The organism is Burkholderiaceae bacterium DAT-1, assembly GCA_019084025.1.
In the GTDB taxonomy this organism is placed as follows: Bacteria; Pseudomonadota; Gammaproteobacteria; order Burkholderiales; family Chitinimonadaceae; genus DAT-1.
In genome coordinates, this window is sequence record JAHRBI010000007.1 from 320,792 (window position 1) to 334,875 (window position 14,084).

Genomic DNA, 14,084 nt, shown 5'->3' on the forward strand with positions numbered 1-14,084 from the left:
ACCATAATCGTACTCAATCCCCCACCGATTTCACATAGCCGGATACACAATGAAAAAAGCCCTGGCCATACTGACTGCCTGCTGCCTGATCACCCAAGGGGCCTACGCTAAGTCTGATCCTCATGTGCTTACTTTCTCACCGCAAGGCAAAGTCAGCGCGGTGCAGCAGGTTAGGGTGACGTTTTCCGAGTCAATGCAGCCATTTGGCAAGATCGATGCGCCTGCACCGTTTGAAATTGACTGCGCGCTCAAGGGCAATCCGCACTGGGTGGATGACAAATCCTGGGTGATGGATATGTCCGAGCAAGTGCTGAACGGGCAGCGTTGCCTGTTCAAGCTGAAAGCGACACTCAAGACGCTCAGTGGCGCCGCAATCACAGGCCAGCAGGTGTTCTCGTTTAGTGTGCCCGTACTGACAGCTGCGGCCATCAATAGAATCGAAGAAGCTTTACCCAACGATGTGATCAAGGAGAACCAGACCTTTATTCTCCGTTTTAAATCGCCGCTGACAAGTGAGATCGCGTTAGCGTGTCAGGAGAATGGGCAGGCAGTTGGCGCAGCGATTCGATTAGGTGCAGACGAACGTAAGTCGGCGATGGCGGATGATCTGCCGTGGGCAATGGAAAATCAAACCTACGAGGCTTTCCGTTGTCCCAAGCCATTTCAGGCTGGTTCGAAAGTGAATCTGGTGATGTCGCGCGGCACGTTGAAGCCACAGGTACTAAACTATCAGGTTCGTGAATTGCCCGAAGCCAGTTGGGACTGTCCGCGTTTGCCCGGCAAATCGGCATGCGTGGCTGGATTGCCCCTTTCGTTGCGCTTCAATGCTGCAATGGATGAACAGCAGCTTGCGGCAATCAAAATCGAGACCCCCTCCGGCAGGGTGGGCGGTAGGGTGGAGGTGGATCGGGGGAATGTCTATCGGCAGAGCAGCAGCGTATTGACCTTTGACCGCACCTTTCCCGCCTTTGCGCCGTTGAGTGTGCTGTGGCCAGACGGCTTGCAGGACATCGATGGGCGACCACTTGCGTTAAAGCGTCGTCCTGCAAAGCTTGAAACGAGTCCCACCATACCGCTGGCGGTTATCGCGGCACCTATCCATCAAGTGCTGAAAGCCTCGACCCCAGAACGGACTCTCCCCGTGCTCATGTCGGGCGGGCCTGCGCTGCATGCCTCAGCACGTGTCGCTACGCTGGCAGGATCAAATCAGGCGATTGATGAGTCCACTTGGCTGGAGGCGTATATACAGTCCAGAAAGGATGGTCAGCGATTTACCTGGGGCATAGCGGCAGAAGCAAAGCCGCTACTGGCGAACAAACATTCGCTGACACGCGAGGTGACGATATCGCCTCAAGCCCCGCAGGCAGACGAACCGCGCTGGCAAATACCGCTGAATGGCAAGGGTCTGCATATTGCCGAGGTTACGACCGCTGATACGCCAGTGCCAACTGGCGTGCTGCGAGACAAGGTGTCTGTGCTGGTCACCAATATGGCGCTGCACCTGAAACTGGCCCGAGAAAGCAGTGCGGTGTGGGCGACGCGCATGGATACAGGTGAACCCTTTGCGGATGCGCAGATTACGGTATTCGATTGTCACGGCAAGCGACTCTGGCGTGGCCGTACTGCCAGCGATGGCGTTGCGCTGATCAAGCAGTCAATCCGTCAGGATTGCTGGGACAACCAGCGGCAACATGGCATGGTGGTGCTGGGGCGTCATGGCGACGATGTGGCCTTTTCCTCGGATCGGGATACTCAGCTTTTAAATGATGGTGATTGGTTTGTACCGGGTAGCTGGCGGTCGGACAAGGTCTTTAAAGCCACGACGGTATTTGATCGGGTGCTATTTAAGCCCGGTGAAACGGTCTCGATGCGCCATCTCTTGCGCGTCGAAAATACCGAAGGGCTGGGCTTGCCAGACAAACAGCGCATGCCGGACAAGCTGGTGATCCGTCACGGTGGCAGTAATAAGGAATGGACCTTGCCACTGAGCTGGGACGATGGCGAATCTGATAGCACTTTCCCGATTCCGGCGGATGCGCCACTGGGTGTGTACAGCATTCGGTTTGAAGGCGGTGACGTCAACCGTCGACAGTTCTCGGGGAACTTCACGGTTGCTGCCTTCCGCCTGCCACTCATGCTGGGTGAGCTGAGCGCTGGCCAGTCTTTGCTGACGTTTGGTGATCAACCGCGCATCAAACTGGCGCTGCATTATGCCGATGGCGGGCCCGCCGTGCGCTGGCCGGTTTCATTGACTGCGACATTGCAGGGTGGGGCGGAGCGCTTTACGGGTATTCCAGACGGGTTTACCAGCAATGATGTGGATGCCAGCAGACGCGCCGCCATCTGGCCGGAAACGCAGAACGATCTTTCCCTGCTTGAACAAAAGCTGGAGCTGGATGCGCAAGGCGAGGCGACGCTCACATTGCCTCAGATGCCACAGCACCCCTCTGGCTATACGCTGCATCTGGAGGCTACCTATGCCGATCCGTCTGGTGAAATGCAGACCTTGAGCGAGGATATTGCCGTACATCCTGCCAAAGCCGCGCTAGGCGCACGAATCGTAGGCGGCAGTAGCTTGGAGCGACCAATGGCGCTGCAATGGGTTGCGGTGAATGAGGCAGGTAATCGAGCAGGCGATATGCCTGTGACGGTGACCTTATCCCGATACGACCTGCCTCGCTGGCAGCAGGCTGAATCTGACCCCAAACCTGCTGAAGTGCTTCAGGTATGCACGGTCCAAACCAATGGCAATGGGCTGGCGTCGTGCGCGTTTACACCGAAAATACCGGGCAGACACGTCTTCCGTTTTGAGTCCCGCGATGCACAGGGACGTCCTGTTCGTACAGAAGTCGAATCATGGATAAACGAGCGCGAATATGGTGCACGCCCGCTGTTTATCAGTGCGGATAAGCTGGAATATGCCGCAGGGGACACCGCGCATCTCACGGTACAAGGCTTGCCCAAGCAATCGTCCATCTGGCTGACACTGGAACGCGAAGGCATCATGCTGTCCCGCGTATTTGTGAATGCAGATGATAGCGGCAAGATCGATTTGCCGGTCGATGAGCGCTGGGGCCCAAATGTGGTGGCATCCATCATGGCGACCGCTGCGGGAGATGCAATAGCTGTCGATAGCCTGCCTGACGTGTACGCAGGCATGGTGAATCTTAAAGCGACGCTGGACGGACATCGCATCCGGGTCAGCATCAAGCCGGCAAAAGTGCGATACCAGCCGGGTGAGCATGCACAGGTCAAGCTGCATCTGACCATGCCGGATGGTCAGCCTGTGCCGGAAAATGCCCGCCTGAGCTTTGTTGCGGTCGATGAATCGCTGCTCAGCTTGAAGGCGAATCCAACCTGGCAGGTGCTCAATGCATTGCTGCAGGCGCGTGATCATCGGGTAATGGCTGTTAGTTCGATCAAGCAAATGGCGCCAATCAGCAATGTGGTGCTTCAGAATCAGACATTGGCCGGATTGATTGCGGCGGTGCAGGGGGGCGGCGTCGGGCAAGCTAGGAGTGGTAACAGATATCGACGGGTAGTTGCAGGAAAAGTGGCGCCGGTTGCGACTGCAATGCAAGCTGAAATGGCTCCGCCACCTCCGGCAGAAGCACCACCTCCTCCTAGTTCCCCAGTCATGATGGCAATGACCGCTGCTGCAGATGGCAATGATGGATTGCAACGTAAAGTCGAAAGAATCGAAGTCACCGGTTCCTCGATCAAACCAGAAGATGTAGAGGCACCGACTAAAGCATCCGCCACCCCGCGCACCTTGCTCGATACCCTGCTCACCTGGCAGGCCGATGTACCGGTTGATCGCGACGGTAATGCCAAGGTGATTTTTCCGGTTAAGGATGCTTTGAGCCGGTTCAAGCTGGTGGCAATCGTCAGCGCTAATGAAGCAGACTTTGGTACAGGCGAAGCCTATATCGACGTGGTACGCGACGTGCAGATCAGCAGTGGCTTGCCGCTCCATGTGCGAAATGGCGATGCCTTTGATGCCATGGTGACCGTGCGTAATGCAGGTGATCAATCCCTGAAGCTGCAGGTAAGTCTGTCTGCTGACAAACTCGACAAACTGCCCACAAAAACCATCACCCTTGCACCTGCATCATCCGAAAAGGTCGTCTGGCCGGTGAAGGTGCCGGCTGGCGTGAACCAGATCGCCTGGCGCATGGAAGCTACGCAGGTGGACCAGTCCGGCAATGGTGACGTACTGGAGGTGCGCCAGCAGGTCGAGCCTGCCATTCAGCCGCAGGTACAGGCGGCTACTTTGGAGCAGGTAAACGGCGAGTATCGTCTGCCTGCATTCGCAATGGATGGCGTCTTGCCGGGCAGCGCTTCCGTGCAGGTCGATCTGAGTAGTAGTCTGGCCGGTAATCTTGGCGGCGTGCGCGATTGGCTGTCCGCATATCCCTTCCGCTGTCTGGAGCAGCGAGCCTCACGAGCAGTGGGTATGCGCGATCCGGCCGCATGGAAGGCGCTGATGGCGGATCTGGCCAACTATCAGGATGATAACGGTCTACTGACTTACTTCCCGCGTGATAAATCCGCTTCCGCATCCGGTAGCGACATGCTCACCGGCTATTTGCTGCAACTGGCTAAGGCTACCGGATGGGAGATCCCTGGTGAACAGCAAAACAAGATGATGGTTGGTCTCGCCAAAATGGTTGCCGGGCAGATCAAGCAACAGTCTTGGTCACCGCGTGACGATGCTTTGGCTCGCAAAGTGGCGGCAATGGCAGCGCTTGCACTATATGGCAAGGTGGGGCCGGTGAACGTGCAGGCTGTACGCATTGATCCGGACGAGTGGACAAGCGCCATGCTGATCGACTGGCTGGATGTGTTGCGCCACACGCCGGATCTGCCGGACGCTTCTTCGCGTATCAGAATCATAGAAAATGAGCTGCGTGCTCGCCTGAGCTATCAAGGCAAGCGCATGATCCTGTCCCGCGAAAAGCAGGACTACTGGTGGTGGCTGATGCGCAATGGGGACGTGGATGCCGCACGCCTCTTGTATGTCACCAGCGACTTGCCGGGTTGGAAGCAGGATCTGGGCAGGATGGTAAACGGGCTGCTGGCGCGTCAGGCGCATGGTGCCTGGCTGACAACCAATGCCAATGCATGGGGTACGTTAGCAGTGAGCAGATTTGCCGCGATCAATGAAAAAACGCCGGTTGTAGGCCAGTCCCGCATTGCACTGGGCACCGCCACGCAGACGGTAGACTGGAGTAAGGCCGATCAGGCTCGCGCAGAATTCAATTCTGTGAAGCCTGCTGCCGCACTGACGATTCGTCACGAAGGCGCTGGCAAGCCCTGGGCGGCAATTCAATTCAAAGCTGCCGTTCCGCTCACTCATTCACGCTATGCAGGCTACACTGTAAAGCGCACCATCCTACCGGTAAAGCAATCCGTGCCGGGACGCTGGCATGTGGGCGATGTGGCGCGTGTCCATTTGGAGGTGGATGCGCAGTCCGATATGACCTGGATTGCCGTCAATGATCCGGTACCGGCAGGCGCCAGCATTCTCGGCGGTGGCTTAGGGCGGGATTCGGCCGTGGCTACTTCAAGTGAAACGCGCGAAGGCTGGGTCTGGCCGTCGTATGAGGCCCGTGACTATCTGACTTTCCAATCGTTCTATCACTATGTACCCCGCGGCAAGTTCACGGTGGAATACACGATTCGCCTGAATAATCCGGGCAGCTTTGCCTTGCCACCTACGCGCGTCGAGGCGATGTATGCACCCGAGGTATTTGGCGAACAGCCGAACGAAACGCTGGTGATCGAACCTTGATCGCCATATTCAGTATGAAAAAAACGCCGGCATGATCCGGCGTTTTTTCTTGGGCAGAACGAATCAAATCAGCACGCTGAAAAACATCACACCCAGCACAAGGAATAGCGCAATCCAGTGCAAAGTTGCCAACGTAGCTGCGCGCAGGATTGTGCTCATCCACCCACCCTGATACACGCGCTTGAGTGCAAAAAGGGCATAGAGATTTGACCAGATCCACAATGCAAAGGAAGGCCAGAAATACTGACCCGCTGTTAATCCGACAAGTAGGCATAGAAACCAGAACGCATGAACATGCAGGGAAAAAACGAAGTGTGCGCCGTAGGGGATTTTCCGGCGGAGATAGATCAGAGCCAGAATCCCTGCAAATAAAGGCTGCAGCGCCAAAATAGCGTAGGGCAAGTTGTTGATATAGAGATTAACAATGCGCGGAATTTCCCGCTCGGGATGTTCAGATGCTTTTAGGAAATACGCGGTCAGGCGCTTGCCCAGCCAAGAGTTGCCGAATGTAAGATTCAAGTCGATACGATTTTGCTCATCAAGCAAGGCTTTTTGCTCTTCAGTCAGCTTCGCCACCTCCGCCATTGTAGGTGGCGCTTGTTTGCCGGATTTAATGGCATCGATATCGATTGGTTTGGTTTCGCCTGCCTTGGGCTTGGATAGATAGGTTGCGTCAGCAATGGCTTGATTCAGGCTGACCGGATCAAAGCCGGAAAATTTGAAGCAGATGAAAAAGATGAAACTGAGTGTCAGAAATAAGCGAAGTGGCAAAACGAAATACTGTTTTTTGCCTTCAAGATAGGCGAGGGTAAGTTTGCCCGGATGAAGGGCTAGCGCCGCCAGACTCCGCCACAGCGAACCCTCTAGCGCGATGTAATGATTGACGAACTCATGCACGAACTCCACAAAGGTAGGCGGTTCGTCGTGCGTTTCCTGTCCGCAGGCGGGACAGTACTGGTAGTCGGCATGCAATTCACAACCGCAATTTCGACAATGGGTGTGCGTAAGGGCGTGATCTGTCATGGTCTGGAGATGAATATGAAAAAGGCCGACACATTGTCGGCCAGAGCATACGTGGAGTGACATGTACATGCCACCCCAACTCGCTGTGCGGTCAGGCTAAAGTCATTAGCCCAGCAGATGTGCAACACCGGCGCGCTCTTCTTCGAGCTCGGCCAGGGTGAAGTCCATACGTTCGCGGGAGAATGCGTCTACTTCCAGACCGGTCACGCGGGTGTATTCGCCGTTGGCACAGGTCACCGGCACGCCGTACATCACGCCTTCCGGAATACCATAGGTACCATCGGACGGAATGCCCATGGTCACCCACTTGCCATTGGTACCCAGCACCCAGTCACGGATGTGGTCGATGGCAGCATTGGCAGCAGAAGCAGCCGAGGACAGACCGCGTGCTTCAATGATCGCTGCGCCGCGCTTGCCAACCTTGGGAATGAAGGTGTCTTTGTTCCAGGCTTCGTCGCCAATCTTGGCCTTCAGCGACTCGCCGTTCACGGTAGCGAAGCGGTAGTCAGGATACATCGTCGGGCTGTGGTTGCCCCACACGATCAGATTTTCGATGTCTGCAACGGCAACGTTTGCCTTGGCAGCCAGTTGGCTCAGCGCGCGGTTGTGATCCAGGCGCAGCATGGCGGTGAAGTTCTTGGCAGGCAGATCAGGAGCCGACTTCATCGCGATGTAGGCGTTGGTATTAGCTGGGTTGCCAACAACCAGCACCTTCACGTCACGGCTGGCGACCTTGTTCAGTGCTGCGCCTTGAGCGGTGAAGATCTTGGCGTTTTCCAGTAGCAGGTCCTTGCGTTCCATGCCCGGGCCGCGCGGACGGGCGCCAACCAGCAGGGCAACATCGGCGTCCTTGAATGCCACTTCGGCGTCATCTGTGCCGACCATGCCAGCCAGCAACGGGAATGCGCAGTCTTCCAGCTCCATCATCACGCCCTTCAGCGCGGCTTGAGCCTTCTCCATCGGCAGTTCCAGCATTTGCAGGATCACGGGCTGATCCTTGCCCAGCATCTCGCCGGATGCAATGCGGAACAACAGGCTGTAACCAATCTGGCCAGCGGCGCCGGTAACGGCAACGCGAACGGGCTTCTTCATCGTGAGGCTCCTAGCGGAATTCATGGGGGTCAGAGTAGATGGTTTACGGGGCCATCCAGTCAGCTCGCACCGGACCGCGAAATCGCAATGACGCAGTGCAGCGAAACTGTAGCAGTTTAGCACCTGACTCCACCGAAATCACCTATGAATGTAGTGTACGCAAATAAATGTCGTATCAAAACTTATGTCTTATATAAGACCTGTCTAGACACCGCACTAAATCAGGCGTATAAAGCGCAACAAGCCGACGAGCGGCAGTGTGTATCCAGTACTCCCGGCTCTGACAGAACGGCGAACTGCATGTTAACCAGAACGCAGTTTGGATAATGCCCATTACAGCTATTCGTGATCTTTACGCCCGTCCGGAACGACAGCCCCTGTACATGCAGGTGCGGCAGCTCGTGCTGGAAGGTATCGAGCGCGGCGAATGGGCAGCTGGCAGTTTGCTTCCCAGTGAATTCGAGCTGGCTGAGCGCTTCCGGGTCAGTCAGGGCACTGTCCGGAAAGGATTGGACGCACTGGTGGGCGAACAGGTGCTGCGGCGCCGTCAGGGGCTCGGGACCTTTGTTGCCGAAATGGAGTCCGACTGGGGGGCTGTGTGCGCGCCGATGCAAGGGCGGAGGCTGGAGGCTGCAATCGAGTTACTCAGCTGTACGCGTACGCACGCGAGTGACGAGATTGTCGAAATGATGGGTCTGCGGCGAGCTGCCCAGATGTTCATGATTAGACGATTGGTGCGCGCCGAGGGCGAACCATTCGCGGTGATTGACAGCTTTGTCCCCGCAGATCGATTCCCTGATCTGGATGCCAGAAGGATTCGTCAGGGTGGGCTCTCGCTACGCGAAGTCTGGGTAAAAGAATATGGTGTGCGGTTGTTCGGGCGTTCGCCTGTATACCGTTCGCTGATGGCGGGCAGAGATGATGCCCGCTTGCTGAATATCGGTGTGGATCGCCCGTTGCTGGAAGTGCTGCGGGTGGCGGAATCACCGGATGGTGAGGCGCTGGAGTGGTGTAGCGTCCGCTGTCGTACCGATCACTTTGGCTATATGGCCTGAAGCTGTGCTGAAACCCGCTGGCGTGCGGGTTGTCTGGTTTTCAGGTCTGCCGGTGAAGCGAAAATGCTTTGCTACAATGAATGCACTTGCGAGTCCGTCAGGATGCAGCGTCTGTGTGGTGGCAGGGTTGCTGTAAAGCGTTTGTATAAACAATGGGTTGTTTGCCTGAATGAATGGGTGGCAATCCGTCTTACCTAGGAAAGAGTCATGGAGAAAACACGCCCCAAGCATCTTGACTTGCCCAAGATCAGGTTACCGATTCCCGGCATTGTCTCGATCTTGCATCGTATCAGCGGCATTCTGCTGTTCATCGGTATTCCGGTGTTGCTGGCCTTCCTGCAAGGCTCCCTGAGCCACGAAGCCGCATACGACAGCTTCCGGGCCTGTATCGCCCATCCTCTGACCAAACTGGTTCTGATCGGCTTCCTGTGGGCATTCCTGCACCATGCCATCGCCGGTATCCGCTTTCTCGCGCTTGATATGCACAAGGGCACCGACCTGCAGACAGCCCGTCTGACTGCCAAGCTGGTCATGGTCTTCAGCCTTGCGCTCACCGTTATCATCGGAGGTGTCCTGTGGTAAATCGCCAAGTAGTCGGCGCGCATTACGGTCTGCGCGACTGGATCATGCAACGTGTCACCGCGGCGGTGATGCTCGTTTATGTAGTGGGCCTGATTGCTTTTCTGCTGGCCGCACACGGAGCCAGCTTCGAAGGCTGGAAAGCCCTGTTTGCCTGTAGCTGGGTGAAGGTTTTCTCCACTGTTTCTGTGCTGGCATTGTTGCTGCACGCCTGGGTGGGTGTTCGCGATATCTGGATGGACTACCTCAAGGCCGCAGGCCTGCGTCTGACCATGCATGTGCTGACCATCCTGTGGCTGGTGGGTAGCTTTGTTTATGCCGTTAAAGTGTTGTGGGGTGTCTGATGGCGACTGTCGCAAAACGTCAATTTGATGCAGTGATCGTCGGTGCTGGTGGTGCCGGTCTGCGCGCTGCACTGCAACTGTCCGAAGCCGGCCTGAAGACTGCCGTGCTGTCCAAGGTGTTCCCGACACGTTCCCATACCGTTGCCGCGCAGGGTGGTATTTCTGCTGCGCTGGGCAATGTGCAGGAAGACAAGTGGGAATGGCACATGTTCGACACCGTCAAGGGTTCGGACTGGCTGGGTGATCAGGATGCGATCGAATTCATGTGCAAGAACGCACCTGAAGCTGTGATCGAACTGGAACACTTCGGCATGCCGTTTGACCGTGTTGATTCCGGCCGCATCTATCAGCGTCCGTTTGGTGGTCACACAGCCAATTTCGGTGAAAAGCCGGTGCAACGTGCTTGCGCTGCTGCTGACCGTACTGGCCATGCACTGCTGCACACGCTGTATCAGCGTAACGTTCGTGCAAACACCCAGTTCTTCGTTGAATGGATGGCGCTGGATCTGATTCGTGATGCAGACGGCGATGTGGTGGGTGTGACTGCGCTGGAGATGGAAACCGGCGAAGTGTACGTCCTGCACGCCAAGGCTGTGCTGTTTGCTACCGGTGGTGCTGGCCGTATCTATGCTGCATCTACCAATGCCTTCATTAACACCGGCGACGGCCTGGGTATGTGTGCCCGTGCCGGCATCCCGCTAGAAGATATGGAATTCTGGCAATTCCACCCGACCGGCGTGGCCGGTGCAGGCGTGCTGATCACCGAGGGTGTGCGCGGCGAGGGTGGTATCCTGCTGAATGGCAATGGCGAGCGTTTCATGGAACGCTATGCCCCGACCCTGAAGGATCTGGCCCCGCGTGACTTCGTGTCCCGCTGTATGGCGCTGGAAGTGCTGGAAGGTCGTGGCGCCGGTAAGAACAAGGATCACGTGCTGCTGAAGCTGGACCACCTGGGCCCGGATGTGATCAACCATCGTCTGCCGTCGATCCGTGAAATTGCCATCAAGTTTGCCGGCGTGGATCCGATCAAAGAGCCGATTCCGGTCATCCCGACCACGCACTACCAGATGGGTGGTATCCCCACGAACTATCTGGGCGAAGTGATTGTGCCGCAGGGCGACAATCCGGAAGTGCGCGTGAACGGCTTCTACGCTGCTGGCGAGTGTGCCTGTGCATCCGTGCACGGCGCAAACCGTCTGGGCACCAATTCGCTGCTGGATCTGGTGGTGTTCGGCAAGTCGGCTGGCGACAGTATGATCGACTTTATCCGTCGCGAGCGCCCAACTCACAAGCCGCTGCCGGCGAATGCCGCTGACTTCAGTCTCGCCCGTATCAACCGTCTGGAAACCCAGACCAATGGCGAAGAAGTCAACGACGTCCGCACCGATATGCAATCGACTATCCAGAAGCGTGCAGGCGTGTTCCGTAACAGCGAAAACATGGCGCTGGGCGTGAAGGAAATCGCCGAAGTGGCCGAGCGCGCCAAGCGTACCCAGATCAAGGACAAGTCCAAGGTCTGGAACACCGCCCGTGTCGAAGCGCTGGAACTGGACAACCTGATCGAAGCTGCCGTTGCAACGATGGTTGCTGCCGATGCCCGTAAGGAATCGCGTGGCGCCCATTCGCACGACGATTTCGAAAAGCGTGACGACGACAACTGGATGAAGCACTCGCTGTTCTACTGCAACGAGCGTCGCCTGACCTACAAGCCGGTCCACACCAAGCCCCTGACCGTGGATTACATTCCGCCCAAGGAACGTACGTTCTAAGCGCGCCCGGAGACAGCCCTATCATGAAAATGAAACTGAAGATTTATCGCTACAATCCGGATGTCGACGCCAAGCCGTACATGAAGGATTACGAAGTCGAACTGGAACCGAGCGACAAGAAGCTGCTCGACGTGCTGGTTCGCCTGAAGGTTGTGGACGACTCGCTGTCCTTCCGCCGCTCATGTCGCGAAGGTGTGTGTGGCTCGGATGCCATGAACATTAACGGCAAGAACGGTCTGGCCTGCGTGACCGACATCGTCAGCCTGAGCCAGCCGGTGGAAATCCGCCCGCTGCCGGGTATGCCGGTGATCCGCGATCTGATCGTGGACATGACCCAGTTCTTCAAGCAGTACAACTCGATCAAGCCTTACGTGATCAATGACACGCCGCCGCCCTCGCATGAGCGTCTGCAAAGTCCGAAAGAGCGCGAGGAGCTGGATGGTCTGTACGAATGTATTCTGTGCGCCTGCTGCTCCACATCCTGCCCGTCGTTCTGGTGGAACCCGGACAAGTTTGTGGGTCCGGCCGGCCTGCTCGCCGCTTACCGTTTTATCGCGGACACCCGCGACACAGCGACCAACGAACGTCTCGATAACCTCGAAGACCCGTATCGTCTGTTCCGCTGCCACACCATCATGAATTGTGTGGACGTATGTCCGAAGCATCTCAACCCGACCAAGGCCATCGGCAAGATCAAGGATCTGATGCTGAAGCGGGTGGTGTAACAGATGTATACCGACGGCGATAAAAGCCGGATGCGCTGGCGTTCGCGCCGTGGGCTTCTGGAACTGGATCTGGTTTTTGCACGATACCTCGAGCATGACTTTGATCGCATGACCGAAGCCGAGCTGGTTGTATATGACGATTTGCTCAATACACCTGATATCGAGTTACTCGAATGGGTGGATGGCAAGTCGCAACCGACCGATCAGCGGTTTTCGCCGCTGGTAGAACGCCTGCGCCACTGGCAAGCGCCGGATAATCAACAATAATGCGGTAAACGATACGGCCTCGCGATGGCGCGGGGCCGAACGCAACGACGACGGAGCGCTCTCATGTCCAAAGTATCGCTTAACCTGAACGACGGTCAATCCATCGACATGCCGGTGCTGAAGGGTACCCTCGGCCCGGATGTGGTGGATATCCGTACTTTCGGCAAGACCGGGATGTTTACTTATGACCCGGGCTTCCTGGCTACCGCTTCGTGCGAATCGAAGATCACCTTCATTGATGGTGACCTGGGCCAGCTGTACTACCGTGGTTACCCGATCGAACAACTGGCCGAGAAGGCTGATTACCTCGAAGTCTGTTACCTGCTGCTGAACGGCGAACTGCCGACCGCACAGCAGAAGAAGGATTTCGACTACATGGTGCTGCGCCACACCATGCTGCACGATCAGATCCTGTCGTTCTTCAAGGGTTTCCGTCGCGATGCTCACCCGATGGCCGTGATGGTGGGTGTGGTGGGTGCGCTGTCGGCCTTCTACCACGATTCGCTGGATATCAATGATCCGCGTCATCGTGAAGTGTCCGCTTTCCGTCTGATCGCCAAGGTACCGACCATTGCTGCCCAAGCCTACCGCTACAGCAAGGGTCTGCCGTTCAGCTATCCGAAGGCTGGCCTGTCGTATTCCGAGAATTTCCTGCACATGATGTTCTCGACACCTGTATCCGAGTACAAGGTGAACCCGGTTCTGGCACAAGCGCTGGACCGCATCTTCACCCTGCACGCTGATCACGAACAGAATGCATCGACCTCGACCGTCCGTCTGTCGGGTTCTTCGGGTGCAAATCCGTTTGCTTGTATCGCCGCCGGTATCGCCTGTCTGTGGGGCCCATCCCACGGCGGCGCCAACGAAGCCGTGCTGAAGATGCTGGATGAAATCGGTTCCGTCGAAAACGTGCCGGCCTTTATGGAAGGCGTGAAGAACAAGACTCACAAGCTGATGGGTTTTGGTCACCGCGTCTACAAGAACATGGACCCGCGCGCTGCGATCATGAAGGAAACCTGTGATCAGGTGCTGAATGAGCTCGGCCTGCACAATGATCCGAAGTTCAAGCTGGCCATGGCACTGGAAAAGATTGCGCTGGAAGACCCGTACTTCATCGAGCGCAAGCTGTACCCGAACGTGGACTTCTACTCCGGTATCGTGCTGTCTGCCATTGGTATCCCGGTGTCGATGTTCACCCCGATCTTCGCGCTGGCCCGTACCGTGGGCTGGATCTCGCACTGGGCGGAAATGATTTCCGATCCGGGCATGAAGATCGGTCGTCCGCGTCAGCTGTACACCGGCGCCGAGCGTCGTGATTACGTCGACGTCGAAAAGCGCGGCTAAGCAGTTGCAATAAGGCAGGCGAGTGCGTCGGACGGCGCACCGCCTGATCTCACGAATAACCGTCCGTGACCCAGTTGGCAGTATGCCGAAAT

General features: G+C 56.7%; 10 protein-coding genes. 8 read left to right on the forward strand and 2 right to left on the reverse strand.

Going from position 1 to position 14,084, the window contains the following annotated elements; translation table 11 throughout:
* The first annotated feature begins 49 nt into the window (after positions 1 to 49).
* Positions 50 to 5,794 (forward strand): hypothetical protein, encoded by a 5,745-nt coding sequence (locus tag KSF73_16390; protein MBV1777301.1) that lies wholly within the window; start codon positions 50 to 52, stop codon positions 5,792 to 5,794.
* Positions 5,795 to 5,857: 63 nt separating this feature from the next.
* On the opposite strand, the gene KSF73_16395 is transcribed toward KSF73_16390, so the two are convergent.
* Positions 5,858 to 6,817: a DUF3667 domain-containing protein gene (locus KSF73_16395; GenBank protein ID MBV1777302.1), complete on the reverse strand. Its 960-nt coding sequence runs from the start codon at positions 6,815 to 6,817 to the stop codon at positions 5,858 to 5,860.
* 105 nt (positions 6,818 to 6,922) lie between these two features.
* Positions 6,923 to 7,909, reverse strand: coding sequence for a malate dehydrogenase (locus KSF73_16400; GenBank protein ID MBV1777303.1), 987 nt, complete (start codon positions 7,907 to 7,909; stop codon positions 6,923 to 6,925).
* A 326-nt stretch (positions 7,910 to 8,235) separates the two neighbouring features.
* Between KSF73_16400 and KSF73_16405 the strand changes: the two genes are divergently transcribed.
* The 7 genes from KSF73_16405 to gltA all read left to right on the forward strand — a co-directional run bounded on the left by KSF73_16405 (position 8,236) and on the right by gltA (position 13,992).
* Positions 8,236 to 8,964: a GntR family transcriptional regulator gene (locus tag KSF73_16405; protein MBV1777304.1), complete on the forward strand. Its 729-nt coding sequence runs from the start codon at positions 8,236 to 8,238 to the stop codon at positions 8,962 to 8,964.
* A gap of 207 nt (positions 8,965 to 9,171) precedes the next feature.
* A complete protein-coding gene (sdhC, locus tag KSF73_16410) occupies positions 9,172 to 9,546 on the forward strand; it encodes a succinate dehydrogenase, cytochrome b556 subunit (GenBank protein ID MBV1777305.1) in 375 nt (124 codons plus the stop codon).
* A 44-nt stretch (positions 9,547 to 9,590) separates the two neighbouring features.
* Positions 9,591 to 9,887 carry a succinate dehydrogenase, hydrophobic membrane anchor protein gene (gene sdhD / locus KSF73_16415; GenBank protein ID MBV1777306.1) on the forward strand — a complete coding sequence of 99 codons (297 nt, stop codon included), beginning with the start codon at positions 9,591 to 9,593 and terminating at the stop codon, positions 9,885 to 9,887.
* Positions 9,887 to 11,656, forward strand: coding sequence for a succinate dehydrogenase flavoprotein subunit (gene sdhA, locus KSF73_16420; protein ID MBV1777307.1), 1,770 nt, complete (start codon positions 9,887 to 9,889; stop codon positions 11,654 to 11,656). The genes sdhD and sdhA overlap by 1 nt, the downstream gene beginning before the upstream one ends.
* Before the next feature lie 23 nt (positions 11,657 to 11,679).
* Complete coding sequence (locus KSF73_16425; protein MBV1777308.1) at positions 11,680 to 12,381, forward strand: succinate dehydrogenase iron-sulfur subunit; 702 nt, start codon at positions 11,680 to 11,682, stop codon at positions 12,379 to 12,381.
* Positions 12,382 to 12,384: 3 nt separating this feature from the next.
* Complete coding sequence (locus KSF73_16430; protein ID MBV1777309.1) at positions 12,385 to 12,648, forward strand: succinate dehydrogenase assembly factor 2; 264 nt, start codon at positions 12,385 to 12,387, stop codon at positions 12,646 to 12,648.
* A gap of 63 nt (positions 12,649 to 12,711) precedes the next feature.
* On the forward strand, positions 12,712 to 13,992 hold the full coding sequence (gene gltA / locus KSF73_16435; GenBank protein ID MBV1777310.1) for a citrate (Si)-synthase: 1,281 nt from the start codon (positions 12,712 to 12,714) through the stop codon (positions 13,990 to 13,992).
* The last annotated feature ends 92 nt before the right edge of the window (positions 13,993 to 14,084 follow it).